Consider the following 25,541-nt stretch of genomic DNA (forward strand, 5'->3'; position numbering starts at 1 on the left):
GGCTGCGCTATAGCTGCGATCTTTTTTCTAGCGTTTGAAGCCAGTAATGGCGACGACCCCTGAGCGTGGGACTTCGTTGCCACCGATTGGCCAGTGGCTGCTCAATTCAGTCAGGCTCTTGGATTCTTCGCCTGGATGTTGAATTGAGAGGAATAGGGTGCGGCCATCAGGCGCCCAGCATGGCCCGGTCAGCTCGCATTCAACTGGCCCTGAGGCAAATTGGAAGGCGATGCCTGCATCGGGGCCGCTGGTGCGGAAGAAAAACAGACCGTTGTTGCCTTGGAATTTGTAGATGCCTTTATTGGTTCGCGATGATGAAATGTCGGTTACCATCCATAAGTTGCCTTCGCCATCGAACACTAAGTTGTCGGGCGATGAGAAGCCGCTTTGTGAGCCACCGACCGCAAAGATGCTCCAATCGAAGCTCATGGCAGCGGGGTTGCCATCGGTTTCGGCCAAGCGCACGATTTGGCCGTGGAAGTTGCCGTGGCCAGTGTTGTTGGTCAAGGCCACGTAAACACTGCCATCAAGTGGGTGAATTTCAATATCTTCTGGGCGATCGACTGGCGTGGCTTTGAGCACCATGGCTGCTGCTTGGGCATCGGCCAACACATCTGCTTGCGAGCTAAACAGCAAATTGCCTTTGCTATCTTTGGCGCTTTGCAAGGCACTTTGGCTATTGTAATCGAGCAAAATCCATTTGCCATTGGCAAAGTCGGCGGCGTAGAGTTGGCCGATTTCGAGAATTTGCATATTACCTGGGCGATCGGCCAAGTTGGTTAATTTGCGTTCGGCCACGAATTTATAAACACATGAATCGGCTTTGTCGTCGCCCATATAGGCCACAACTGTGCCGTCGCTGCCAACCCGCACAGCCACATTTTCGTGGCGGAAGCGGCCCAAGGCGGTGTGCTTGCGTGGCGTGCTGTTTTTATCAAATGGGTCAACTTCGACGACCCAGCCATAATGGCGTTTGGCATAAATTTCTGGTTCCCAGCCATAGCCAGTTGGCGCAGCATTGGGATAATCTTGGAAGTTTTCTTCGCAGCTCAGCGCCGTGCCCCAAGGCGTTACGCCGCCTGAACAATTGCCAAGTGAGCCAATCGCGATTGGGCCGCCATCGATGTTGGCAGCAGGGCCAGTCAGGCTAATTGGCGTAGTTGCGTCGATGCGGCGGTTGTGGGCGGCATCAGTTTGGTCGAAATACCAACGGCCATCGCTATTGCGCTTGACTCGAATCACACTCATCCCAACCATATGCTTTTCGGCGTTGATCTGATCGCTCGATTTTGCGCCCGAGCCAGTATAGCCCGAGATAAACATCGGGTTGATATATTCGTGGTTGACCAGCAACAAGCCATCGCTGCTCGATAAATCGCTGCGGGTAAAGCCAAATTGAGGCCGCGTTTGGTCGAGGCCTTTTTCAAGCATATCGATTGGGAAGAAGGCCAAAAAGTCGGCGTTTTCGCCAAACAAGCTGCCGTTGCCCATATCGTGGCCACGGTGGGCCAACAAATCGTAGCGAAAACCTTCGGGCAAAATCAAATCGTCGGCAGTGCTGGTACTGATTGGCTTGAATGGCAAAGAACCTTGAGCTTGGCGCTGGGCCAAGATTGGCGTTGAGCTTGGAGCGTTATAGTGGGCAGCTTCAGCAGTTTGCAGATCCAACGGCAAGGCTGCAACCGCAGCGGCAGCAGCACCAGTCGCAACAAGGCTCCGGCGATTAATCCGACGTTCTAATAAATCGTGCCAAATACTTTTGCGCTCTGCACGCTGATCATGGCTGGTCATGGAAATTCCTCCAAGTTGGCAACACACCATTCTTCAACTGGACACAGCCGCTAGTCTAGCCACACCATGTCAAGCCCAACTCATCAGTATGTAAAGATCAGATTAAGAAATGAGGGTGCTATAATGAACGCTAGCAACCATAAGGAGGTTATCCCATGGCAGTACGACGGGTATTGCAGATAGAAGATCCAACTGATGCAGTGGTCTTGCGGGCCAAGGCCAAACGCATTACTAGTTTTGACCAAAGCTTGGCAGGCTTGGTTGATGATATGATCGAAACCATGCGCGAAGCCCGTGGTGTGGGCATTGCCGCACCCCAAGTTGGGGTTTCGCGCCGTGTGGTGGTGATTGAAGAGCCAGCCCAATATGAAGAAGACGAGGAAACTGGCGAGCGCACGGAAATTGCGCCTGCGGTTTTGTATGTTATGGTCAACCCTGAGATTGTTAAGGCCAGCGAAGAAACCCATATGCTGCAAGAAGGCTGCTTGAGCATGCCGGGCCGCTACACCAAAGTGCCACGCCACAAATGGGTCACGATCAAATATTACGATCTCAAAGGTCGCGAACAACGCTTGCGCCATATTCCCGCTGAAGATTACAAGGTTGGGCATATTGCGCAGCACGAATTTGATCACCTTGATGGGATTATGTTTATCGACCGCATGACCGAAGAAAGCAAGCTAGTCGATTATCGCAAAGAAAGTGAAAGTGCCCGCCTCAAACGGCGCGGTTTGTTGGCGCGCAAAAAACGCCCCGATCCTGAGCTAGAATCAGAATCGGCAGCCAATGAATAAGCACATGCTTCATCGAAGCAACGCTTAGAGATAGTTAATGTTCAGCCAAGCAATCTGCGTTTAGAATAGGGCGACTTCTGCGCCGATATTCTGTTTGAAGGAGTTCACGATGCGCGTGTTGATCACGGGAGCAGCAGGGTTTTTAGGCTCACACTTGTGTGAGCGTTTTCTTGCCGAAGGCCATTCGGTTGTTGGGATGGATAATTTCATCACTGGCAATCCGGAAAATATTGCCCATTTAGTTGGTCAAGACGATTTTCAATTTATTCGCCATGATGTGACCAACTATATTTTCTTGCCCGGCCCGCTGGATGCAGTCCTGCACTTTGCCTCGCCAGCCTCGCCAATCGATTATCTTGAACTGCCAATTCAAACGCTCAAGGTTGGGGCTTTGGGAACCCACAATGCCCTCGGTTTGGCCAAAGCCAAAGGCGCGCGCTTCTTGATCGCCTCAACTTCAGAGGTTTATGGCGATCCCCAAGTTCACCCGCAACCAGAAACCTATTGGGGCCATGTGAATCCAATTGGGCCGCGCGGCGTGTACGACGAAGCCAAGCGCTTTGCAGAAGCTATGACTATGGCCTACCACACCTACCACGGCGTGCAAACGCGAATTGTGCGGATTTTCAATACCTACGGCCCACGCATGCGCTTGGCCGATGGGCGGGTTGTGCCAAACTTCATTCAACAAGCTTTGCGTGGCGAGCCACTGACCCTCTACGGCGATGGCTTGCAAACCCGTTCGTTCCAGTTTGTGGGCGATTTGGTTGAAGGCGTTTATCGCTTGTTGCTCTCCGATGAGGTCGAGCCAGTTAACATCGGCAACCCCCACGAGTTCAACATGCGCGAGTTTGCCGAAATCGTCAATGCGATTACCAACAATCCTGCTGGCACGGTGGTCAAGCCCGAACTGCGGATTAAAGATGATCCGCAAAATCGCCAGCCAGACATTAGCAAAGCCAAACGGGTTTTGGATTGGGAGCCACAAGTGACCTTGCAAGCAGGCTTGGAAAAAACGATTCCTTGGTTTGCTGAGCAATTACGCAAACGTGGCGAAATTCAATAAGCTCCAGTTTGCGCAAGCAAGCGCCCTGAGCATCGGCGTGGATGGCTCGGGCTTTTGGCATACCCATGAGCTTTAGAGAGGAGCCACGCATCGCCATGCAGCGTCGAGCATTAACTTTGCGCTCCATTCAGCCATTAGATTGGCTGTTGGCAGGCTTGGGGCTAGCAGGAGTGGCGATCATCAGCCTGCTGCCATTTGCCCAAGCAGCAACATTCATTATTTGTGGCATGTTGTTGGTTGGCATGCTGATTCAGCCAGCAGTAGGCTTGAGCTTAACCGTCGCCACCGTCATGTTGCAAGAGTTGCTGAGCTTTCCACTAGGCCTGACCGCAACTCATGTGATTGGTATTATGGCGCTGGGGGCGTGGCTGTTATATGGCATGGCGCAGCGCAAGATCAGCATCGACACAACCTTGCTGGTGCCATGGAGCCTGTTTTTGATGGCGCTGTTGCTCTCGGCAGGCCTGACCCAATACAACGCGGTTGATGCCTTGAAGCAAGTGGTGCGCTGGTTTATGGCTTTTCTGGCCTTTGTGGTGACGGTTGCCACGATTACCACGCCCAAGCGTGCAATTGGCCTAATTGCGGTGATGTTTACAGTTGGCGTAATCGAAGCGCTAATTGGCATTCAGCAATATCGGCTGGGCACTGGCCCGTTTGCAATTGGCGAAACTGTGCGCGCCTACGGCACAATTGGCAAACCCAACACCTTTGCAGGCTTTTTGGAGTTGATGTGGCCCTTAACCTTGAGCGTGGCCTTGGGCTTGCTCTGGTTTTGGTGGCAGCAACGCCAACGCTGGCACTATTTGCTGGGCGCGGCCTTGAGCGGCGGCGCAAGCCTGATTATTCTGGCAGCAATCGGCGTGAGTTTTTCGCGTGGCGCTTGGATTGGCATTATGGGTGCGTTGGCGGTAATGTTGCTGGCGGTTGATCGGCGGCGAGCCTTACCATTAATTGGGCTTGGCGCTGTCTTGCTCTTGGCAGTTATTAGCCAGCCAGAGCTGTTTCCGGCGGTCATTAGCGAGCGCATTAGCAGCCTGACCAACAATCTGCGGATTTTTGATGCAGGCCGCGTGACCGTAACCGATGAAAATTTTGCGGTTGTTGAACGCATGGCCCATTGGCAAGCTGGGGCAAATATGTTTCTGGCTAATCCGCTGCTGGGCGTTGGCCCGGACAACTTCAATCGGGCCTATCCTGAGTTTTTTGTTGGCCGCTGGTCTGAATCGCAAGGCCACTCGCACAACTACTACATTCATATTGCGGCAGAAGCTGGCATTTTGGGCTTGCTGGCCTATTTAGTGCTGATTGCGGCGGTCTATCGCCAAGCTTATTTGGCAATTCAAGCAACGCGCGGCACGGTTTGGCAGATGGTAGCGATTGGCTGCTGTGGTATCATAACCGCCATTCAGCTGCACAACATTTTTGATAATCTCCATGTGTTGAATTTTGGAATTCATTTGAGCGCGGTGTGGGCCTTATGTGTGGTTCTGACACAGCGCCAAGGGTGGCGTGCATGACATATTTAGTAACGGGTGGTGCGGGTTTTATTGGCTCGCATTTGTGCGAAACACTGTTGCAGCGTGGCGAACGTGTCATTGCATTCGATAATTTCAACGACTATTACAGCCCAGAACGAAAACGGCGCAACGTGGCAGTTTTGCTCAAGCACCCCAATTTTGTGCTCTGGGAAGGCGATTTGCGCGATCCTGCCAGCTTATTGGCCTTGTTTGAGCAACATCGCCCAAGCCATGTGGCCCATTTGGCAGGCATGGCCAATCCGCGTTATTCGTTGCAACACCCTGGGTTATATAGCGCAGTTAATGTTGAAGGCTCGGTTAATGTTTGGCAAGCAGCGATTAAATATGGTATTCAAGCCTTTGTGCAGGCCTCAACTTCGTCGGTCTATGGGTTGGCGCCAACGCCATGGCACGAAGAATTAGCCACCGATCGGCCCTTATCGCCGTATGCGGCCACCAAAAAAGCTGCCGAATTGCTAGCTTACACCTTCCATTATCAAACCCAAATTCCCACTCGTGTGGTGCGCTTCTTCACGGTCTATGGCCCGAAAGGTCGCCCCGATATGACTCCGACGATTTTTGTTGAGGCCATGCGCAAGCAAGAACCAATTGTGCTTTACAATGGCGGGGTTGATGTCTACCGCGATTGGACCTACGTTGACGATATTGTTTCGGGGGTGATTGCGGTGCTCGATAGCGATCGGGCTTTTGATATTTTTAATCTTGGCAATTCAACCCCGGTGATGCTACGCAGCTTTATTGATACCCTGCAAGCAATTACTGGCTTGAATGCAATTATCGAAGCCAAGCCCTTATCCTCTGCCGACCCGCCAATTACCTTTGCCGATACCAGCAAGGCCCAACAATTGCTCGGTTGGAAGCCAACCACCGATATTGAGGATGGCCTAGAGCGCTATTGGGATTGGTACAAAAGCGAGTACGATTGCTAGATCGTTCGTCGATGCTGGCATTTGGCCTAGTGTTATACACAATTGGATCATTATGAAATCGCAATCTCACGCTAATACGCCGAGTTTACGCCCTGAGCAAACCGACCAAGGCTTACCGCGCCCTGCTGAAACCGAAGCGCTTGAGCAGTTGGTTGAACAGGCGGCTGAGGCAGCGCCCTTACCAGCCGATGCCCTGCCCGAAGATTTGGCCGATGTTCGTTCGAGCGGCTTTTCGCTGCGCGATAAATTTCTGAACATTAAATCGTTGGCCTCGTTTGGGATTGCCTTTGCGATTCTTGGCTTTGCTTTTTGGCGCGCCGATATTAACTTGGCTGATATGTGGCGCCAAATCGGCCAGACCAATCCTTGGCTGTATGCTGCTGGCTTTCTTGTTTTTTATGGTCTTTTTCCAGTGCGCGCGTTACGCTGGCGAATTATTTTGCGCAGCGCTGGCTTCGAGGTCGATAGCCCACAAGCTCGCAAGCGTTGGGCCGGGGTTGGGCCACTCAGCGAGTTTATTGGGCTTTCGTGGTTTGCCAACTGTGTTGTGCCAGCCAAATTAGGCGATGCCTATCGCGGCTATCTGGTCAAGAAAAACGGCGATGCTTCGTTCTCGCGCACGCTGGGCACAATTTTCGCCGAGCGCATCGTCGATATGATTGTGCTCTTTGGCATGCTGGTCGTTTCTGGCTTGTTGGTTTTTCGTGGCCATCTGAATAGCTGGACAGAACGGCTCTTTATCATCGGCATCGTTTTGACGATTCTGTTGGTGATTGGCTTGATGTCGATGCGCTATCTTAGCCCGTTGATTCGCCGCGCCTTGCCAAAACGCTTTCAAGATTTTTATGCCCGCTTCGAGGAAGGCACGCTCTCATCGTTCCGGCCTTCGCGCTTGCCAGTGCTGTTGCTGTTGACGATCGTCGTTTGGCTGGGCGAGTCGATGCGGCTGTTTTTTGTGATTGAAGCGATGGGCGGCTTAGGTTTATCGTTATCAGCCATTATTTTTGTGGCCTTGGCTAGCTCGTTGTTGACCGCCGTGCCAGCCTTGCCTGGTGGCTTGGGCTTGGTCGAAGTTGGGATTGCTGGCGTGATGATGTTGTTTGATGTGGGTCAAACCACCAGCACCGCTGTCGCCTTCCTCGATCGGATTATCAACTATTGGAGCATTGTGATTTTGGGCTTGGTGTTGTATCTCTTCAGCAAACGAAAGTGAGCCATCCATGTTAACTGCTACCGAACGCGATGCACTTGTAGCAACGATTTTGCATTTGCCAGCCCAGTTGCATGCGTTGGTCGATCCATTAAATCTTGAGCAATTGAACACGCCCTATTTGGCGAACGAATGGACAGTTGCCCAAAACATTCATCATCTTGCTGATGGTCAGATGAATCTGTTTATTCGTATGAAATTGATCCTCTTGGAAGAGCATCCAACCCTCAAACCATTCGATCAAGATACCTGGGTGACGACTGCCGATAGTATTGGCGCAATCGAAACATCATTGACGATTCTGCAAGGTTTGCAAGAACGGGCGGCAACCTTGGTCAACTCGCTTGATCTGGCGAGTTTTGAACGGACTGCATGGCATCCTGAAAATGGCGAAGTAACGCTTGAGCAGATTGCGCGCTACTATGCCCGCCATGGTGAGTTGCACCTTGAGCAAATGAGCCAAACCCTAGCAGCAGCGAACTGAAGGATGAATTATGAATTATGAGGGATGAAGGATGAATTTTGAACGCAGAGGCGCAGAGGGATGAAGGATGAAGGCTATGGACTTTTGGCTATCGGAACATCATTCGTGGAATTCGTGGCTAAAAACAACCTTCGCGATTTTCGCGATCTTCGCGGTTCCGTGCTTCGTGGCCCTTCGTGACCTTCGTGGATCAATGTTCTATGCTCTTAACTTATGCACATAGCAATTGATTACAATGCAGCAGTGCGCCAGGGCGGTGGAATTGGCCGCTTTGTGCGCGAAATAACCCAAGTTGCCGCGCAGGCAGCGCCCCAACATCGCTTTTCATTGTGGTATGCAGCGCGTGGGCTTGACCCAAATAGTGCTCAGATGCAGGCCTTGCATGAGCTTCAACGGCGTTTGCCCAATATCAAGCCGCGGCCAATTCCCATCACCGAGCGCTTGTTGACGATTCTCTGGCAGCGTCTGCAGTTGCCCTTGGCGGTTGAACAAATTGTTGGCGCGGTTGATGTGGTGCATGGCACCGATTTTGTGTTGCCGCCAACCAAGGCCAAAACTCTGCTCTCGATTCACGATTTTGCCTATATCATCCACCCTGAAACTGCGCCGCCAGAATTGCGCCGCTATTTGGGTGGGGTTGTGCCGCGCAATATTCGCCGCGCCGACCATATTCACGTTAATTCGCGGGCAACCAAGGCCGATATGGAGCGCTTGTTGGGCACTGCGCCAGATAAATCAACGATTGTTTATTCGGGTAGTGGCAGTGATTTTTACCCTCGGCCTGAAGCAGAAATTGCTGAAATGCGCCAGCGGCTTGGCTTGCCAGAGCGTTATCTCTTAAATGTAGGCACCGTGCAACCACGCAAAAACGTCGAGCGCTTGATCGAAGCCTTTGGCAAATTGCCCGCCGAATTGCGCAGCCAGCCCTTGGTGATTGGCGGCAAACGTGGTTGGTTGGCCGAGCCAATTTATGCGGCGGTGCAACGCTATGGCCTAGCCCAATCAGTTATCTTTTTGGATTTTGTCAGCGACAGCGATTTGCCCAAGCTCTACAGTGGCGCAACAGCGATGGTCTATCCTTCGCTCTATGAGGGCTTTGGCGTGCCAATCGTCGAGGCCCAAGCCTGTGGAACGCCAGTGATTACCTCGACCATCTCAAGCTTGCCCGAAATTGCTGGCAACGCGGCTTTGCTGGTCGATCCTCACGATACAGCGGCAATTACGGCGGCCTTGCACAAGGTCTTAACCGAGCCAGAATTTTGCCAAACATTGGCCGAAGCTGGGCCACGCCAAGCAGCTAAATTTACCTGGGAAGGCACTGGTTTGGGGATTTTGGGCTTGTACGAATTACTTGGGCAACAATGCTAAAATTCAAACGCCCCTTGCTCGCCATTGAACTCGGGGCGTCATTACTGTCTAGCCCAAGCGCTCCAACACGGCAGCTCCAACCTCTTTGGTCGAGCGAGCTTGGCCAGCAGGAGCCAAATCGCCAGTCAAAATGCCTGCATCAATCGTCGCGTAAACAGCTTTTTCAACTGCCTCAGCCTCTGCATTCAATCCCAAGGAATAGCGCAATAGCAAAGCTACGCTCAAAATTGTTGCCAATGGATTAGCCACGCCCTTGCCTGCAATATCGGGAGCGCTGCCGTGAATTGGCTCGTACAAACCAGCTTTGCCCTTTCCCAGCGAAGCAGATGGCAACAAGCCCAACGAGCCTGCCAACATCGAGGCCTCATCGGTCAGAATATCGCCGAACATATTTTCAGTCACAATCACATCGAAATCGGCAGGGCGGCGCAATAAGTGCATCGCGCAAGCATCAACCAAAATATGCTCAAGCTGAATGTCGGGGAATTCTTCGGCCACCACGCGGCTCGCCACCCGCCGCCACAAGCGCGAAGTTTCGAGCACGTTGGCTTTATCGACCGAGGTCACTTTGCCGCGCCGACCACGGGCCAATTCGCAAGCCCGTCGCACCACGCGCTCAATTTCGCTGGTGGTGTAGACACAGGTGTCGACTGCTTGCTCTTCGTCGGGGCGAATATAGAAGCTGGTTTTTTCGCCAAAGTAAATCCCGCCAGTTAATTCGCGCACCACCAGCATATCGACACCTTCGACCAAATCAGGGCGCAACGGCGAGCGACTGGCCAAGGCTGGCGTGACCGCGACAGGCCGTAAATTGGCGTACAAGCCCAAGGTTTTGCGAATGCCCAATAAGCCTTGCTCTGGCCGAACTTTGGCCTTGGGATCATCCCATTTTGGGCCGCCAACCGCGCCCAGCAGCACCGCATCGGCGGCTTGGCAGATTTCGACGGTGGCTTCTGGCAAGGCTGTGCCGTGGGCATCGATCGCGCAGCCACCGATCAAGCCTTCGCTGAAACTAAAACTATGACCATAGCGCTCGGCTACAGCTTTGAGCACCTCGACCCCTTCGGCAACGACTTCGGGGCCGATGCCATCACCAGGTAATAAGGCAATTGTTGCTTGCATCAAAACACTCCTTGCTAATTTAACCAACAAGCGGTGGAGTAATTCCCCACCATTCACCATTTAGAGCCGTAGAGTACCGCAAATATAACAGAATCAGGGAATCTTCTAGCGATTCCCTGATTCCACAATTTGTTAACACTATCTTCGCGTTCTTTGCGTTCTTCGTGGTTTCAATAAATTGTTAAGCTCCAACCGTATTGACGCGGGCAGGATGATTGGCTTCGTAGGCTTGGATTGCAGCTTCTTGAGCTTGAATATAGCCTAATTGATCGACTCCATGCAATAAGCAATGCTTGGAGAAGGCATCAATTGGAAAACTGATGGTTTCGCCAGCCACATGCACTTGTTGGTTCTCAAGGTCAACGCTGACATCGATAGTTTGATTGGCTAAGCATTGCTCGGTCAAGCGCGCCAAGGTTGCGGCATCGACCACGATTGGCAACAAGCCGTTTTTCAAGGCATTGCCTTTGAAAATATCAGCAAAATAGGTGCTGATGACTGCTTGGAAGCCAAAACCTTGCAAGGCCCATGGCGCATGCTCGCGCGAGGAGCCACAGCCAAAGTTATGGCCTGCAATCAGCACGCCAGCACCTTGAGCGTAAGCTTGGTTCAACACGAAATCTGGTTCGCCGCGCCAGTCGGTAAATAGCGCTTCGCCCAAGCCATTTTTATCGGTAACTTTCAAATAGCGCGCCGGAATGATCTGGTCGGTGTCGATATTTTCAATTGGCAAGGCCACTGCTTTGGCCTGAAATGTATTAATTGGCTGCATGTTAACCCCAGCAATAAAATCAAAAGTCAAAGTTCAAAAGTCAAAATGAACGGTAATTAAGTCAGAAATCAAAATTCAAAAAGCAAAATGAATGGGATCGAAGGCGAAAACCAATGCTATAGGTTATTTTGATTTTTGCCTTCTGCCTTTTGACTTTACAAAATTTCTCGCACGTCGACGATATGGCCATTGATGGCGGTGGCGGCGGCGGTCAATGGACTGGCGAGGAAGGTGCGACCGCCCTTGCCTTGGCGGCCTTCAAAGTTGCGATTGCTGGTGCTGACCGCATATTGGCCAGGTTGGAGTTGATCGCCGTTCATGGCAATACACATCGAGCAGCCAGCTTCGCGCCATTCAGCGCCTGCCGCGCGGAAAATTTGGTCTAAGCCTTCTGCTTCTGCTTGACGCTTGACTTGTTGCGAGCCGGGCACGACCAACATGCGCAAGCCATCGGCAACTTTTTTGCCATCCAACAATTTAGCGGCTGCCCGTAAATCAGATATCCGCGAGTTAGTGCAGGAACCAAGGAATACCACATCAACTTTTTGGCCAATCAGCGGTTGGTTTGGTTGCAAGCCCATGTAGTTCAAGGCTTTGTCCAAGGCCATGCGTTGGCTATCATCAGCCAAATCGCTGGGGGCTGGCACGTTGCCTGTCACCGGAATACCCATACCCGGGTTGGTGCCGTAGGTAATCATTGGAGCCAATTCGTCTGCATTCAACACGACTTGGAGATCATAAGTTGCGCCTTCATCGCTGGGCAACGTGCGCCAGTATGCAACCGCAGCATCCCATGCTTCGCCCTTGGGCGTATGCGGGCGATCTTTCAGCCACGCAAAGGTGGTTTCGTCGGGCGCAATCAATCCAGCCCGTGCGCCGCCCTCAATCGACATATTGCAGATGGTCATGCGTTCTTCCATCGAGAGGGCGCGAATCGCCGAGCCAGTGTATTCGAGCACATAGCCCGTGCCGCCGCCTACGCCAATTTTGGCAATAATCGCCAAGATAATGTCTTTGGCGGTTACGCCCGGGCGCAGTGTGCCATCAATGCGAATTTCGGCGGTTTGCGGTTTTTGCTGCAACAAACATTGGGTTGCCAAGACGTGGCCAACTTCGCTGGTGCCAATTCCAAAAGCCAATGCGCCAAATGCGCCGTGGGTGCTGGTATGCGAATCGCCACAGACAATCGTCATGCCTGGTTGAGTATAGCCTTGCTCTGGCCCGATCACGTGGACGATGCCTTGGTTTTCGGTGCCCAAGTTGTACAGTGGAATACCAAAATCGCTACAATTTTGAATCAACTGATTCAATTGTTTGCGGGCAATTTCGTCGGTTACGGGAATAATCCCATCAGCGCCGCGTGGTGTGGTTGGCGTGCTATGGTCCATCGTGGCGAGGGTTTGATCTGGGCGGCGCACGGTCAAGCCGCGTTCACGCAACATCGTAAAGGCTTGCGGCGAAGTAACTTCATGCACCAAGTGCAAATCGATATATAAGGTTGCTGGCGATTCAGCGTCAGCAGCTTGAACAACATGGGCATCCCAGATTTTTTCAAATAATGTCTTGGCCATTATGGTTCTCCAATTGTATAGTTAGGGGTCGGGTGTCAGGGGCTGGGGAGCATTTCCCCGTTTTGCCGCTAACCCCAAATCTCTAGCATAGAACTAACGAATGAAACCGCGAAGAACACGAAGATCATTAAGGGTTCTGATTCCAAGCATTTGCATTTCTCATCCTTCATTGCTCTGCGCCTCTGCGTTAAAACCTAGCTGACTTCGTGCTCTTCGTGCTCTTCGTGGATAATTAACTCGTGCGTTTGATTTGCCAGCCGTTTTTGATCGATTCGAAGCCGACTTTGGCGTAATAATCGGCGGCGGCGGGCGCTGCTAAGAGCACTAAGGAACATTGATCGCCAAGTTTTTCGCGCGTAGCCTCAATTAACTGACGACCAAGGCCTTGTTTTTGGTAGCTTTGGTCAACCGCCAAATCGGAAAGATAGGCTGCATAGCACCAATCGGTAATTGTGCGCGCTACGCCGATCAGCTTTTCGCCATCCCACGCCGTAACGATCAAATCAGCATTGTCGATCATCGCCTGCATTCGAGCCAAATCGTCGACCGGACGGCGTTCGCCAAGGGTTGAGGCATTTAGCACCACCACAAATTGCTCGGCGCTAATTACTGTGTCGCTGCTATAACGAATGCTCATCGCAGATACTCCAACCAGTTCCATTTATCTGCGGTTTTGCCGTTGAACAAGCCGAAGAAGGCCTCTTGCAATACGGTGGTGATTGGCCCAAGCTTGCCTTCACCAACTTGTATGCCATCGACCGAGCGAATTGGCGAGACTTCGGCAGCTGTACCAGTGAAAAACATTTCATCAGCAAGATAGAGAATTTCGCGCGGCAAGGCTTGTTCGCGCACTTCGTAGCCAAATTCTTTAGCTAAGGTCAGCACGCTATCGCGAGTGATCCCCGGCAGAATTGCCGCCGTGACTGGGGTGGTATAAATCACGTTATCGCGAATGATGAACAGATTTTCGCCGCTGCCTTCGCTCAACACGCCATTGACATCGAGTGCGATGCCTTCGGCGTAGCCGTTGAGCGCTGCTTCCATCACGATTAATTGCGAGGAAAGATAGTTGCCGCCAGCCTTGGCCATAGTTGGAATCGTATTTGGGGCGGTGCGATTCCACGACGAAACGCACACATCAACGCCCAATTCCAGCGCTTCGGGGCCAAGATAAGCTCCCCATTCCAAGGCTGCAATCATCACATCAACGGGCGCGGCTAGCGGGTTTACACCCAGCACGCCATAACCACGCCAAGCCAAGGGCCGCAGATAGGCCGAATCTAAGCCATTTTCGCGTACCGCAGCATGACAGGCATCAGCCAATTGCGCTTGATCAAAAGGAATCGGCATGCGATAGATTTTGGCCGAATCGTACAAACGGCGCAGGTGCGGCTGCAAACGGAAAAAAGCTGGGCCGTTGGGTGTGTTGTAGGCCCGAATGCCTTCAAAAACTGATGAACCATAGTGCAAGGCGTGGCTCATCACATGCACGGTGGCCTTTTCCCATTCCACCAATTCGCCGTTCATCCAAATGTACTTGGTCGGTTTGATTGACATGCAGTGTTCCTTGTCTAGGGTTACGCCGCGACGGTTTCGGCGTGTTTGAGTAGCACTGGTTGGTTGCTTTGGGCTCGAACCAAGGGCAATTCTAACGAATCAACCAAGGCTTGCCAGCTGGCTTCGATAATATTTTCCGAGCAGCCGACGGTTGTCCAGCGTTCTTCGCCCATCGCGGCCTCGATCAAAACGCGGGTGGTTGCGCCAGTTGCCGATTCCGAATCGAGAATCCGCACTTTGTAATCGACGAGATGCACATTGGCCAATTCTGGGTAACGCGCGAGCAACGCTTTGCGCATGGCTTGATCGAGTGCGTTAACTGGGCCATTGCCCGAAGCCGCTGTATGATAAATTTCCTCACCAATTTGCAGCTTAACTGTCGCCTCGGCCTGCATCTCAACCCCACGCCGTTGCTCAACAATTGTCACAACATCGAGCAATTTGAAGGGCGCTGTATAATCGGCGGCAGCGCGACGCACCAAAAGTTCAAATGAACCTTCGGCGGCTTCGAACTGAAAGCCTTTACTTTCGAGCAATTTTACTCGTTCGAGTACGCTACGTTCGAGGCCTGCGCTCTCCACACCCAATTCTTCGGCGCGCATTTTGATGTTGCCACGGCCTGAAAGCTCGCTGATTACTACCCGTTTGCGATTGCCCACTTGAACTGGCTCGATATGTTGGTATGAATGCTCAACTTTCGCCACTGCCGCGACGTGAATCCCGCCTTTGTGGGCGAATGCGCTGTTTCCAACGTAGGCGGCGTGTTCGTCGGGGTTCAAGTTGGCAATCTCGCTGACCGTGCGCGAAAGCTCAGTCAAGCGTTGCAGTTGGTCGGGCAGCACACAGAACATACCCATTTTTACTTGCAAATTGGGAATGATCGAGATTAAGTTGGCGTTACCGCAGCGCTCGCCATAGCCGTTGATCGTGCCCTGAACTTGGCGACAACCAGCGACAATCGCCGCCAACGAATTTGCTACTGCCAACTCGCTATCGTTGTGAGTATGAATCCCCAGTTGGGTCTTGATTTTGCCCTTGACTTGCTGCACCACAGCGCTGATCCAATCGGGCAGCGAGCCGCCGTTGGTATCGCAAAGCACAATCCAATCGGCTCCTGCTTCGGCGGCAGCCTTGATTGTGGCTAAAGCATAGTCGTTATCAGCGCGGAAGCCATCGAAAAAGTGCTCGGCATCGTAAATTACTTCTTTGCCGTGGGCTTTCATCAACGCCACGCTATCGCGAATCATGGCCAAATTTTCTTCGAGCGTCGTTTCCAGCACCTCAGTCACGTGCAATGTCCACGATTTGCCAACCAAGGTTACCACAGGCGTGTTGGCATCGAGCAAAGCCTTGAGATTGGCATCGGTTTCTGGTTTGCTATTGGCGCGGCGCGTTGAACCAAAAGCGGCAATTTTGGCGTGCTTCCACTCCATTTTGGCAGCTTCAGCAAAAAATGCTGCATCCTTGGGGTTCGAGCCAGGCCAACCGCCCTCGATATAGTGCATGCCAAAGCGATCAAGTTCGCGAGCGATTTTCAATTTATCGGCTAAAGATAACGAAAGCCCTTCGCGTTGAGTGCCGTCCCGCAGCGTTGTATCGTATAGAAATATTTGCATGTGTCACACTCCTAGAACAGAGAGCATAGAACATAGAACATAGCGTTAGTTGATGTAATCATCAGCATCAAATATATCGAATTGGGTATCTATTTGATAGATTGCAGCTGATTCATGCAAACTTTATTGTGATTGTTCAAGTTTGCGCATTTTGCTTGAAAGCATTGCAATAATCTCGTTGCAACGTTTTTGAATCCGCTTTTCTGCATCCTCATCAATGTAACCAAGCCGAAATAATGTATTAGCCCAATTATCAGTTTCAGCAGCCGAGCCACGCGCAATCGAAAGATGATTCTTATGCGCCCCAAGGCTAAATCGGCCATGGCCTTCAGCAATATTGGCGCTAATTGATGTAGCAGAACTAACAATCTGGCGCACAATCACTGCATTACTCCACGAGTTTGGTATATTGCTAATCAATTGAATCACATCCATAACCAATTCTTGCGATTTATTCCACATAATCAAATTGCGATATGAATATGCTTCACTCATCACCTGCTCCTATGTTCTATGCTCTATGTTCTATGTTCTGAATTTTGGATAACTACCAAAAATCTTGACTGTGCCAGCGATGCTAGCCAGCTTTTGCAAGGCTTCGGCAACAACTGGCTCATGGCGATGGCCATCAATATCTACGAGAAAAACATAATCGCCAAGCTCGGCTTTGGCTGGCCGCGATTCAATTTTGCTCAAATTAATTCCGGCTTGGGCAAAAATTGCCAAAGCTTCGTGCAAGGCTCCAGCGCGATTGACCTTCGACGTAAACATCAGCGAGGTCTTATCGTCGCCAGTTGGGGCAGCATCCTCGGGAGCCAAAACCACAAAGCGCGTGCGATTGTTGGTGGTATCTTGAACATCGTAGGCCAAGATATTGGCTTGAGCGCGTTCGGCAGCATGCAAGGTGGTCAATGCGGCGGCGCGGCGCTCATCGGCGAGCGCTTCGACCAATGCAGCAGCAGTGCTTAACGCGGCCACGGTTGGCACATTCGGCAAGCAGCGTTCGATAAAACGGCGCGATTGGGCCAGCGGTTGTTGATGGGTGTAGAGCACTTCGACCGTATCGAGTTGCACATCGGGCTTAGCCACCAACATATGCCGAATTGGAATCACGATTTCGCGGCAAATCCGCAGACGCGTTTCGTGAATCAGCACATCGAGCGTAATGCTCACCGCGCCTTCGAGCGAGTTTTCAATTGGCAAAATGCCATAATCAACCGCCCGAGTTTCAACAGCCGTCATCACAGCGGGCATACTTGCCATTGGCAAATAGGTGGATTGTTGGTCGCCCGCTTCCAACGCTGCTTTTTCGCTGAATGTACCAGCTGGGCCGAGATAAGCAATTTTCATAAGTTCGTTTGGTCTAGCGGCCTTGATTCAGCGCGAACCAAGGCCGCAAATTATTCGTAACGACCGAGCGTTGAGCCACCGAACAAATCCACGCCTGGGGCTGCGCTGGCAACTTCCATGCGGGCGGTAGTTTCTTGCTTGAGCCGTTCTTGGCGGGCTTTGAGCAATTTGTTCAAAGCTCCAACGTAGGCTTCGGCGGCAGCAACAATAATGTCAACGTTAACGCCATTGCCACGCCAAACTTTGGCATCAGCGGCTTTATCGGTTAGCACGCCGCGCACATGTTTGTGCTTGCCTTCAACCACTTTCACGCTGACTTCGCCAACCGCATCGATGCCTTCGGTAATGGCGTTGACCGCAAATTCCAGCAAGGTAACCGGCGTTAATACCACTTTGTTGATTGCCGAATAGACTGCATCAACTGGGCCTGTGCCTTGCGCCGATTCGATTTTGACTTCGCCATTGGGGCCACGCATGCGCACGGTCGCGGTTGGAATGGCGTTCACGCCTGAGGCAAATTGCACATGCTCCAATTCATAAACTGGGCTTGGGCGGCCTGCTTCATCAGTAATCAAGGCTTCAACATCGCGATCATCAACATATTTCTTGCGGTCAGCCACATCTTTGAAACGGGCAAACAAGTGGTTGATCGTGGCTTCATCGAAGCTATAGCCTAGCTCTTGCACCCGATGACGGAAGGCATGGCGGCCTGAGTGCTTACCCAAAACCAAGGCATTACCATCTTGGCCAACCGATTCGGCGCTCATAATTTCGTAGGTCATGCGGTGCTTCAACACGCCATCTTGGTGAATGCCCGATTCGTGGGCGAAGGCATTCGCGCCAACAACGGCCTTGTTGGGTGGCACTTGGGTGTTGGTACAGGCACTCAACAAGCGTGAGCTAGGCGTTAGTTGGGTGGTATCGATGTTGGTGCTCAGGCCATAAAATTGCTTGCGCGTTTCCAACGCCATCACTACTTCTTCCAACGAAGCATTGCCAGCTCGCTCGCCGATGCCATTAATTGTGCATTCGATTTGGCGAGCGCCAGCCCGAACACCAGCCAACGAATTGGCCACCGCCAAGCCCAAATCGTCGTGGCAGTGGGTCGAGATAATCACATCGGCAGCGCCAGGTACGTTTTCGATAATCCCCCGAAGCAACGCTGCATATTCCTCAGGTGTGGAATAGCCCACGGTATCAGGAATATTCAAGGTTGTTGCGCCTTCTTCAATCGCTATCGCCAGCATCTGATACATAAATTCGATGTCGGAACGGGTCGCATCCATCGGCGAGAACTCAACATCGGCGCAGAGCGAGCTAGCCAAGCGAACCATTTCGCGGGTTTTGGTCAGCACTTCCTCGCGGGTCGAGCGCAATTGATACTCGATATGAATATCTGAGCTTGAAAGGAAGGTGTGAATGCGCTTTTTGGCAGCTGGCGCAATCGCCGTCGCACAGGCTTCGATATCGCTTTTGACCGCGCGAGCCAAGCCACAAATGACTGGGCCATCGGCAGTGCCAACGCTCTTGGCGATTTGGTTAACTGCTTCCCAATCGCCAGGTGAGGCCGCCGGAAAGCCTGCTTCGATAATATCCACGCCCATTCGCGCCAATTGCTTGGCAACTTCCAATTTTTCGTGCAGATGCATGGTACAGCCTGGTGATTGCTCACCGTCGCGCAGGGTTGTATCGAAAATGCGTACATAATCGCTGGTCATAGAATTCTCCGTAATGAGGGCGATTGCGTAAGCCAGTTGAAACCGCGAAGAACGCGAAGATCGCTAAGTATGGAGCTTAACATTCGTGTTCTTCGTGTCCTTCGTGGTTTCGGCAACGCTAGCCCTCGTTCCCTAATTAACTGCCTGGGTTAATTTCTTTTGGATTGACGAAAGGCATCATTGAGCGCAATTCGCGGCCAACATGCTCGATTTGGTGGCCAACATCGGTTGAGCGATATTTGTTGAACCGAGCGCGACCAGTGTGGTTTTCTTCGATCCAATCTTCGGCAAATGCGCCATTTTGAATCTCTTCCAACAACAGTTTCATGGCAGCTTTGGTTTCGCTGGTCACGACCCGTGGCCCAGCAATGTAATCGCCCCATTCGGCGGTATCGCTGACCGAGTAGCGCATGTAGCTCAAGCCACCTTGATAGAACAAATCGACGATCAACTTGAGTTCGTGCATACATTCAAAGTAGGCAACTTCTGGTTGATAGCCAGCTTCGACCAAGGTTTCAAAACCAGCTTTGACCAAGGCTGAAACGCCACCACACAAGATGGCTTGCTCGCCGAACAGGTCGGTTTCGGTTTCTTCAGCAAAGGTGGTTTCGAGCACGCCAGCCCGCGCACAACCGATGCCCTTGCCATAAGCCAAAGCGTTTTGCAAGGCTTCGCCGCTAGCATCTTGATACACCGCAACCAACCCTGGTACGCCGCCGCCATGCTCAAACACTTCACGGACGCGATGTCCAGGTGATTTTGGCGCGATCAACGAAACATCAACCCCAGCCGGTGGCACGATTTGACCATAGCGAATGTTGAAGCCGTGGGCAAACATCAAGGTTGCATTGGGCTTTAAGTTCGGGGCAATTTCATCGCTGTAGAGTTGGGCTTGGGTGGTATCTGGCACCAAGACCATGACAACGTCAGCAGCCTTGGTGGCCTCGCCAACGCTCAACACTTGCAAGCCCGCAGCTTCGGCTTTGGCCTTTGATTTGCTACCTTCGTGCAAACCAACCACCACCTGCACGCCGCTATCCTTCAAGTTCAAGGCGTGGGCGTGGCCTTGTGAGCCATAACCGATGATCGCCACAGTTTTGCCAGCCAAGCGTCCAAGATCTGCATCGTTATCGTAATAAAGCTTTGCCATTGAATGAGTTCCTCAAATATAACTAGGAAATGGGTTGAACGATGAACAATTGCTACCCGTGTTTATTCCATGGTCTCGCCGTAATCGCCCCACCAGGTATCCCAATTGACATCTTCGTCGCTATAGTGGGCTTTATCAGCGGTCGCGGTGGTTTCTTCTTCAAACATTGGTTGCAGCATGGTCGTGATCCTTTATTAATAATGAGGCGTTTGCCCCGTTGAATCCAATTAAGCAGCGCGAAATTCTTGGGTTTGATATGGCCCGCTGATGGTCGATGCGCCCCGGGTCATTGCTAGGCAGCCAGTGCGCACCATCTCGCGAATGCCAAACGGACGAATCAGGTCAACAAAGCGGTCGAGTTGCTCAGGGCTGCCGCTGAGTTCGATCATCATGGCATCGGGCACAACATCGACAATTTTGGCGCCGAAAATATCGGCCAATTGCATCAATTCGCTGCGCTTGGCTGGTGGTGCATAGACCTTAACCAGCAGCAAATCGCGGGTGACATTTGGGTCTTGGGTTACGTCGCTGACCTTCAGCACATCGATCAATTTATACAGTTGTTTGATCACTTGCTCGACGCTGGTGGTATCGCCATCGATCACCAAGGTCATGCGCGAGATGCCAGCGGTTTCGGTATGCCCAACGGTTAAGCTTTCGATATTGAAGCCACGGCGGCGAAACAGGCTCACCGAGCGGTTCAGCACCCCAGGTTGGTCACGTAACAAAGCTACTAAGGTATGTTTCATCACAAAAATCTCCTGCGCCTATTTCACTGCCACAACGTCTTCGATTTCGACTTCGCTGGGGTCTTCGAACATATCGCTGATGCTTGCGCCCGGAGCCACCATCGGATAGACGTTGACTTCGCGCTCAACCACAAATTCAATCAAGAATGGGCCATTGGTTGCCCGCGCTTGGTGGATTGCTTCGGCTACATCTTCGGCGCGCTCGACCCGCACCCCAGGAATGCCATAGGCATCAGCCAACTTAATAAAATCGGGGCTCCACATTGGCGTTGCCGAATAGCGGCGTTCGTGGAAAAGCTCCTGCCATTGGCGCACCATGCCCAAGTAGCCGTTGTTGATGATACAAATCTTCAAGGGCAGGCTTTCTTGGACTACCGTGGCCAGCTCTTGCAAATTCATCTGGAAGCCGCCATCGCCAGCGATTGCCCAAACTTCTTCGTTGGGGCAAGCCACTTGCACGCCCATCGCTGCTGGCAAAGCAAAACCCATCGTGCCCAAGCCGCCAGAAGTGATATGGGTATGTGGCTTCATATATTCGATAAGCTGAGCCGCCCACATTTGGTGCTGGCCCACATCGGTGCAAACCCGAAATTCGCCTTGCATAATGCGGGTGAATTCTGCATAAACATGGTGTGGCGTGAACATGCCACTTTCTGGGTCGCGTTGGCGCTTGGAGCGAGTTGCCTGAACCTCGCGAATATGGTTGACCCATTCGCTGTGGTCGTTGGGGTTGGCAATTTCGGTCAAATGTTCCAGCACGCGCTTGGCATCGCCGACAATTGGCACGGCGGTTACCACGTTTTTGCCAACTTCAGCTGGGTCAATATCAACATGGATGATTTTGGCGTTGCGGGCAAAGCTATCTAATTTGCCAGTTACGCGGTCGTCGAAGCGTGCGCCAATCGTAAACAGCACATCGCATTCTTGGATAGCACGATTGACGTGCACCCAACCGTGCATGCCAGGCATTCCCAACGATAGCGGATGATCTTCGGGAATGCAGCTAATGCCCAACAGCGTGGTGATCACTGGAATCCCAGTTTTTTCGGCAAATTCGCGTAATTCAGTGCTGGCGTGGCCCAGCAAAATGCCATGGCCTGCCATAATCAAGGGCTTTTTGGCCTGATTCAGCAAATTAGCTGCTTCTTTGATTTGGCGGCGATTGCCATCGTAGTTGGGCTTGTAGCCAGGCAAATCGATAGTTTCTGGATACTCGAACACGCCACGAGCATTTTGGGTATCTTTGGCAATGTCAATGAGCACTGGGCCTGGGCGACCAGTGCGCGCAATATGAAAGGCTTCTTTGAACACCCGTGGCAAATCGCGCACATCGGTTACCAAATAATTGTGCTTGGTGATTGGCTGGGTGATGCCAGTCACATCGGTTTCTTGAAAGCCATCTTTGCCAATCAACGAGGTGACGACTTGACCAGTGATTGCTACGATTGGCACTGAATCCATCATGGCATCGGCAATTGCGGTGACCAAGTTGGTTGCGCCCGGGCCGCTGGTGGCGACACAAACCCCAACTTTGCCGCTGGTGCGGGCGTAGCCTTCGGCGGCGTGGCCAGCTGCTTGTTCGTGGCGCACCAAAATATGGCGCAATTGGGGATATTCGGGCAGCGCATGGTAGAACGGCATAATCGCCCCACCAGGATAGCCAAACATCACATCAACGCCCTCGGCTATCAACGCTTCACACATCATTTGAGCACCAGTTAGCGTTTTCATCGGTATACCTCGCCTTGCGTAAGGGTTAATATCAATAATCTATGCTTCCAACACCGCGCCATTACTGGCGTTCGTCACCAAGCGGGTGTAGCGAGCCAACCAGCCGCGTTGATGTTTGCGTTCTGGGGCTTGCCAACCAGCGCGGCGTTCGGCAAATTGCGCTTCGCTGAGTTCGACTGCCAACAGGCGATTTGCTAAATCGATGTGAATGATGTCGCCATTTTCGATCAGGCCAATCGGGCCACCCTCGGCGGCTTCGGGTGAGATATGGCCAATGCACAGGCCGCGTGTGCCGCCGCTGAAACGACCATCGGTCAATAAGGCCACTTGCTCGCCCAACGGCATGCCTTTGAGCAACGAGGTTAAGGCCAGCATTTCGCGCATGCCCGGGCCGCCGCGTGGGCCTTCGTAGCGCACAACTACCACATCGCCAGCCTGAATTTCGCCAGAACGGGCGGCATAGGTGGCGGCTTCTTCGCTGGGAAAGCAACGAGCAGGGCCGCTAAATGTCATTTGATGTTGATCGACTGCGCCAACTTTGATTACCGAGCCTTCGGGAGCCAAATTGCCAAACAAAATACACAAACCGCCTTGAGCCGAGTGCGGATTTTCGATTGGTCGAATGCATTCAGGGTTTTCGTTGGCGATGCCTTGTAATTGCTCGCCCAAGGTTTGGCCAGTCACGGTTGGCACATTCAGGTGCAAGGCATCGGGCTTTTTGGCTAGTTCGGCCATAATCGCGGGCACGCCGCCAGCACGATGCACATCTTCCATATGCCATTGGCGATCGCCATCCCAAGCTGGGCTAACTTTGGCTAAGTGCGGCACGCGAGCAGCAACCTCGTTAAAGCGGCTGATTGGATACGCTAAGCCAGCTTCACGCGCCAAGGCCAAAACATGCAAGACGGTGTTGGTCGAGCCACCCATGGCAACGTCGAGCGCCATCGCGTTATCAATTGATTCGGGAGTGACAATATCGCTGAAGGAAATATTCTGGCGGAGCAGTTCGAGGACTTTGGTGGCGGCGGTGCGGGCTAATTCGTGGCGGGCGGGGTCGGTGGCCAGTAATGAACCGTTGTATGGCAGGGCGATTCCCAGTGCTTCACACAGACAATTCATCGAATTGGCGGTGAACATGCCGGAGCAGGAGCCGCAGGTCGGGCAGCCGTTGCGTTCCAGATCCAGCAGCCGTTCATCACTGATGCGGCCAGAGGCATGTTGGCCAACGCCCTCGAACACGCTGATCAGATCAACTTTATTACCATCTTTATCGCGGCCAGCCTGCATTGGCCCGCCCGATACGAAAACGGTGGGGATATTGACGCGGGCAGCGCCCATCAGCATGCCTGGCACAATTTTGTCGCAGTTGGGGATACAGATCATTGCATCGAAGCAGTGCGCTGCCGCCACGGTTTCAACACAATCGGCAATCAACTCGCGTGAAGGCAACGAATAGCGCATGCCCTCGTGGCCCATGACGATGCCATCATCGACCCCGATGGTGTTGAACTCAAAGGGAATGCCGCCAGCAGCGCGCACCGCATCTTTGACAATTTTGGCAAACTCATGCAAGTGGACGTGGCCAGGAATAATATCGATATACGAATTACAGATTGCCACGAACGGCTTCTGAAAATCGCTATCGTCTTGGATTTGGCCTGTCGCACGGAGTAGTGATCGATGTGGTGCGCGTGCAAAGCCCCGTTTGATCGTATCTGAACGCATAGATGCTCCCCGCATAGAGATGTGGATGGCTGGACTGGCCATCGCAGCAATAAGCTCGCTTGGGCCAATACTCCAGTTGAATTGGCCACAGAGCGCTCGATTTTTGGCAATAGGAAAGCAAGCCTTGTCAGTCCCGATGCTGAACATAGGCAAAAGATGAACGAACATACTCATCAATGAGCTTGAACGAATGAGCGACACTGCTCAGGGGTTTGTTGCAATCATTGCAACGCTTCGGGTTATCGCTCTAGCGCAGGCGACGGCCTACGCGACACGACCAAATGGGAATGGGTTGGAAGATAATAAACTGCGGACGAGGAGTGATCATGGTGACGAGAAGTGTCAACAAGTTCCGCATGTGTTTATCCTCCAGAAGCTAACGAACTTAACCAAAAAGCCCCTCCCGAACTGGGAGGGGCTTGAGTTCTTTTGAACTACCCGCGAGGCTTGTTAGCCCCTCCCACATAAAAGTGACCGCGTAATAACGACGATTACGAGGCTAAGGAGGTTGCTAATAATAATAAACGCGGGACGATTGCTCATTTGGTAGTTTCCTACAAAAGTTATTTGTGCAGAGTATACACATCCAGCGATACTCTGTCAAGTTGGATTTTTGAGTAGTTTACTTAACTTCAGCCATAGTCGACCCAAATATTGCCACGCTTAACGACACTCATCATTAACAATACTGGTCAACCTAAATGTAGCAGCTTGTTGAATAATTTCTACAAGTTGCAGTGTAATTGTAAATTTATAACAATCACTTTTTTTAATAAAGAATATATCATCGGTATCTCTAAAATCGGTAAGAATCCATTCAGCAGGCATTTGCCGAATATACCATTCAAAGACCCTACTTGGTTCATCTGCTGTTTTAAAGAATATAATATCTTGATTTGCAGCGCTGTCTGTGTCATCAATTACGATGGCATTGGGATACAATGGTAGTTTGACTGGATCTTTTTCCTCAGGTGCTACCAAACGACCACAACTGATCAACAGAATGCCAAACATCATTAATTGAATAATCCGTTTGTATTGCATCATTAAACCTGCGATCATCTATTATTCATGCATTCTACTGAGCCTGGTTGAACCCGACTTTTCATCTCAAATCGATATTTCCCATCATTAATAGGGTTTCTATGATGTGGGTCATCGATAATATACACGCCTGATGTGAGTTATGATGTGAGTTATGAGGAAAGAATCCCTTGACAAAGCAAGACGGAAGCCCGACGATGGAAGTGTCTAGCCACCATCAGAAGGAGTTCCGTCCATGCCCAGTATACCATTT

Annotated in this window: 22 protein-coding genes; 7 read left to right on the plus strand and 15 right to left on the minus strand. The window is 51.9% G+C overall.

Annotation, left to right across the window (positions count from 1 at the left end; translation table 11 throughout):
- Positions 1-27: 27 nt before the first annotated feature.
- A complete protein-coding gene (locus SE18_RS02800; RefSeq protein ID WP_054532900.1) occupies positions 28-1,791 on the minus strand; it encodes a PhoX family protein in 1,764 nt (587 codons plus the stop codon).
- Positions 1,792-1,946: 155 nt separating this feature from the next.
- Between SE18_RS02800 and def the strand changes: the two genes are divergently transcribed.
- The 7 genes from def (at position 1,947) to SE18_RS02835 (ending at position 9,183) form a co-directional block, all read left to right on the plus strand.
- Positions 1,947-2,585: a peptide deformylase gene (gene def / locus SE18_RS02805; protein WP_054532901.1), complete on the plus strand. Its 639-nt coding sequence runs from the start codon at positions 1,947-1,949 to the stop codon at positions 2,583-2,585.
- Positions 2,586-2,694: 109 nt separating this feature from the next.
- Entirely contained in the window at positions 2,695-3,651 is a 957-nt protein-coding gene (locus SE18_RS02810; protein WP_054532902.1) for a UDP-glucuronic acid decarboxylase family protein, read from the plus strand.
- A 95-nt stretch (positions 3,652-3,746) separates the two neighbouring features.
- On the plus strand, positions 3,747-5,171 hold the full coding sequence (locus tag SE18_RS02815) for an O-antigen ligase family protein (protein WP_054532903.1): 1,425 nt from the start codon (positions 3,747-3,749) through the stop codon (positions 5,169-5,171).
- Positions 5,168-6,121 (plus strand): GDP-mannose 4,6-dehydratase, encoded by a 954-nt coding sequence (locus tag SE18_RS02820; RefSeq protein ID WP_054532904.1) that lies wholly within the window; start codon positions 5,168-5,170, stop codon positions 6,119-6,121. The genes SE18_RS02815 and SE18_RS02820 overlap by 4 nt, the downstream gene beginning before the upstream one ends.
- Before the next feature lie 52 nt (positions 6,122-6,173).
- Positions 6,174-7,334, plus strand: a complete 1,161-nt coding sequence (locus SE18_RS02825) for a lysylphosphatidylglycerol synthase transmembrane domain-containing protein (RefSeq protein ID WP_054532905.1) — start codon at positions 6,174-6,176, stop codon at positions 7,332-7,334.
- 7 nt (positions 7,335-7,341) lie between these two features.
- Entirely contained in the window at positions 7,342-7,815 is a 474-nt protein-coding gene (locus SE18_RS02830) for a DinB family protein (RefSeq protein WP_054532906.1), read from the plus strand.
- A gap of 213 nt (positions 7,816-8,028) precedes the next feature.
- The gene (locus tag SE18_RS02835) at positions 8,029-9,183 is read left to right on the plus strand and encodes a glycosyltransferase family 4 protein (protein WP_054532907.1); all 1,155 of its coding nucleotides are present in this window, start codon (positions 8,029-8,031) and stop codon (positions 9,181-9,183) included.
- Between the two features lie 48 nt (positions 9,184-9,231).
- Here SE18_RS02835 and leuB read toward each other — a convergent pair whose 3' ends face one another.
- From leuB to SE18_RS02910, 14 genes are all read right to left on the minus strand, one after another.
- Complete coding sequence (leuB, locus tag SE18_RS02840) at positions 9,232-10,305, minus strand: 3-isopropylmalate dehydrogenase (protein WP_054532908.1); 1,074 nt, start codon at positions 10,303-10,305, stop codon at positions 9,232-9,234.
- A 181-nt stretch (positions 10,306-10,486) separates the two neighbouring features.
- Complete coding sequence (leuD, locus tag SE18_RS02845) at positions 10,487-11,077, minus strand: 3-isopropylmalate dehydratase small subunit (RefSeq protein ID WP_054532909.1); 591 nt, start codon at positions 11,075-11,077, stop codon at positions 10,487-10,489.
- A 155-nt stretch (positions 11,078-11,232) separates the two neighbouring features.
- Positions 11,233-12,648, minus strand: a complete 1,416-nt coding sequence (leuC, locus tag SE18_RS02850) for a 3-isopropylmalate dehydratase large subunit (RefSeq protein ID WP_054532910.1) — start codon at positions 12,646-12,648, stop codon at positions 11,233-11,235.
- Positions 12,649-12,880: 232 nt separating this feature from the next.
- The gene (locus SE18_RS02855) at positions 12,881-13,285 is read right to left on the minus strand and encodes a GNAT family N-acetyltransferase (RefSeq protein WP_054532911.1); all 405 of its coding nucleotides are present in this window, start codon (positions 13,283-13,285) and stop codon (positions 12,881-12,883) included.
- A complete protein-coding gene (locus SE18_RS02860; protein ID WP_054532912.1) occupies positions 13,282-14,205 on the minus strand; it encodes a branched-chain amino acid transaminase in 924 nt (307 codons plus the stop codon). Before SE18_RS02860 ends, SE18_RS02855 begins: the two co-directional genes overlap by 4 nt.
- 20 nt (positions 14,206-14,225) lie before the next feature.
- Positions 14,226-15,821 carry a citramalate synthase gene (gene cimA / locus SE18_RS02865; RefSeq protein ID WP_054532913.1) on the minus strand — a complete coding sequence of 532 codons (1,596 nt, stop codon included), beginning with the start codon at positions 15,819-15,821 and terminating at the stop codon, positions 14,226-14,228.
- Between the two features lie 123 nt (positions 15,822-15,944).
- Positions 15,945-16,316, minus strand: a complete 372-nt coding sequence (locus tag SE18_RS02870) for a four helix bundle protein (RefSeq protein ID WP_054532914.1) — start codon at positions 16,314-16,316, stop codon at positions 15,945-15,947.
- 30 nt (positions 16,317-16,346) lie between these two features.
- Positions 16,347-17,171: a prephenate dehydratase gene (pheA, locus tag SE18_RS02875; protein ID WP_054532915.1), complete on the minus strand. Its 825-nt coding sequence runs from the start codon at positions 17,169-17,171 to the stop codon at positions 16,347-16,349.
- A gap of 50 nt (positions 17,172-17,221) precedes the next feature.
- Positions 17,222-18,889 carry a 2-isopropylmalate synthase gene (locus SE18_RS02880; RefSeq protein ID WP_152976536.1) on the minus strand — a complete coding sequence of 556 codons (1,668 nt, stop codon included), beginning with the start codon at positions 18,887-18,889 and terminating at the stop codon, positions 17,222-17,224.
- A 136-nt stretch (positions 18,890-19,025) separates the two neighbouring features.
- Positions 19,026-20,039 (minus strand): ketol-acid reductoisomerase, encoded by a 1,014-nt coding sequence (ilvC, locus tag SE18_RS02885; protein WP_054532917.1) that lies wholly within the window; start codon positions 20,037-20,039, stop codon positions 19,026-19,028.
- A gap of 227 nt (positions 20,040-20,266) precedes the next feature.
- The gene (gene ilvN / locus SE18_RS02890) at positions 20,267-20,788 is read right to left on the minus strand and encodes an acetolactate synthase small subunit (RefSeq protein WP_054532918.1); all 522 of its coding nucleotides are present in this window, start codon (positions 20,786-20,788) and stop codon (positions 20,267-20,269) included.
- Positions 20,789-20,806: 18 nt separating this feature from the next.
- Positions 20,807-22,519 carry a biosynthetic-type acetolactate synthase large subunit gene (gene ilvB / locus SE18_RS02895; RefSeq protein ID WP_054532919.1) on the minus strand — a complete coding sequence of 571 codons (1,713 nt, stop codon included), beginning with the start codon at positions 22,517-22,519 and terminating at the stop codon, positions 20,807-20,809.
- A 39-nt stretch (positions 22,520-22,558) separates the two neighbouring features.
- The gene (ilvD, locus tag SE18_RS02900; RefSeq protein ID WP_152976538.1) at positions 22,559-24,244 is read right to left on the minus strand and encodes a dihydroxy-acid dehydratase; all 1,686 of its coding nucleotides are present in this window, start codon (positions 24,242-24,244) and stop codon (positions 22,559-22,561) included.
- Positions 24,245-24,907: 663 nt separating this feature from the next.
- On the minus strand, positions 24,908-25,306 hold the full coding sequence (locus SE18_RS02910; protein ID WP_054532921.1) for a hypothetical protein: 399 nt from the start codon (positions 25,304-25,306) through the stop codon (positions 24,908-24,910).
- Positions 25,307-25,541 lie beyond the last annotated feature (235 nt).

It is taken from the genome of Herpetosiphon geysericola, from assembly GCF_001306135.1.
GTDB classification, from domain to species: Bacteria; Chloroflexota; Chloroflexia; order Chloroflexales; family Herpetosiphonaceae; genus Herpetosiphon; species Herpetosiphon geysericola.

Bases quoted from the DNA above. Each gene is read 5' to 3' on its own strand.
- SE18_RS02870 (WP_054532914.1), bottom strand. From the start codon at position 16,316: ATGAGTGAAGCATATTCATATCGCAATTTGATTATGTGGAATAAATCG.
- cimA (WP_054532913.1), bottom strand. From the start codon at position 15,821: ATGCAAATATTTCTATACGATACAACGCTGCGGGACGGCACTCAACGC.
- SE18_RS02835 (WP_054532907.1), top strand. From the start codon at position 8,029: ATGCACATAGCAATTGATTACAATGCAGCAGTGCGCCAGGGCGGTGGA.
- SE18_RS02860 (WP_054532912.1), bottom strand. From the start codon at position 14,205: ATGTCAATCAAACCGACCAAGTACATTTGGATGAACGGCGAATTGGTG.
- leuC (WP_054532910.1), bottom strand. From the start codon at position 12,648: ATGGCCAAGACATTATTTGAAAAAATCTGGGATGCCCATGTTGTTCAA.
- SE18_RS02810 (WP_054532902.1), top strand. From the start codon at position 2,695: ATGCGCGTGTTGATCACGGGAGCAGCAGGGTTTTTAGGCTCACACTTG.
- SE18_RS02800 (WP_054532900.1), bottom strand. From the start codon at position 1,791: ATGACCAGCCATGATCAGCGTGCAGAGCGCAAAAGTATTTGGCACGAT.
- ilvB (WP_054532919.1), bottom strand. From the start codon at position 22,519: ATGAAAACGCTAACTGGTGCTCAAATGATGTGTGAAGCGTTGATAGCC.
- SE18_RS02910 (WP_054532921.1), bottom strand. From the start codon at position 25,306: ATGATCGCAGGTTTAATGATGCAATACAAACGGATTATTCAATTAATG.
- SE18_RS02855 (WP_054532911.1), bottom strand. From the start codon at position 13,285: ATGAGCATTCGTTATAGCAGCGACACAGTAATTAGCGCCGAGCAATTT.
- SE18_RS02880 (WP_152976536.1), bottom strand. From the start codon at position 18,889: ATGACCAGCGATTATGTACGCATTTTCGATACAACCCTGCGCGACGGT.
- ilvN (WP_054532918.1), bottom strand. From the start codon at position 20,788: ATGAAACATACCTTAGTAGCTTTGTTACGTGACCAACCTGGGGTGCTG.
- ilvC (WP_054532917.1), bottom strand. From the start codon at position 20,039: ATGGCAAAGCTTTATTACGATAACGATGCAGATCTTGGACGCTTGGCT.
- ilvD (WP_152976538.1), bottom strand. From the start codon at position 24,244: ATGCGTTCAGATACGATCAAACGGGGCTTTGCACGCGCACCACATCGA.
- SE18_RS02820 (WP_054532904.1), top strand. From the start codon at position 5,168: ATGACATATTTAGTAACGGGTGGTGCGGGTTTTATTGGCTCGCATTTG.
- SE18_RS02825 (WP_054532905.1), top strand. From the start codon at position 6,174: ATGAAATCGCAATCTCACGCTAATACGCCGAGTTTACGCCCTGAGCAA.
- leuD (WP_054532909.1), bottom strand. From the start codon at position 11,077: ATGCAGCCAATTAATACATTTCAGGCCAAAGCAGTGGCCTTGCCAATT.
- SE18_RS02815 (WP_054532903.1), top strand. From the start codon at position 3,747: ATGCAGCGTCGAGCATTAACTTTGCGCTCCATTCAGCCATTAGATTGG.
- SE18_RS02830 (WP_054532906.1), top strand. From the start codon at position 7,342: ATGTTAACTGCTACCGAACGCGATGCACTTGTAGCAACGATTTTGCAT.
- leuB (WP_054532908.1), bottom strand. From the start codon at position 10,305: ATGCAAGCAACAATTGCCTTATTACCTGGTGATGGCATCGGCCCCGAA.
- def (WP_054532901.1), top strand. From the start codon at position 1,947: ATGGCAGTACGACGGGTATTGCAGATAGAAGATCCAACTGATGCAGTG.
- pheA (WP_054532915.1), bottom strand. From the start codon at position 17,171: ATGAAAATTGCTTATCTCGGCCCAGCTGGTACATTCAGCGAAAAAGCA.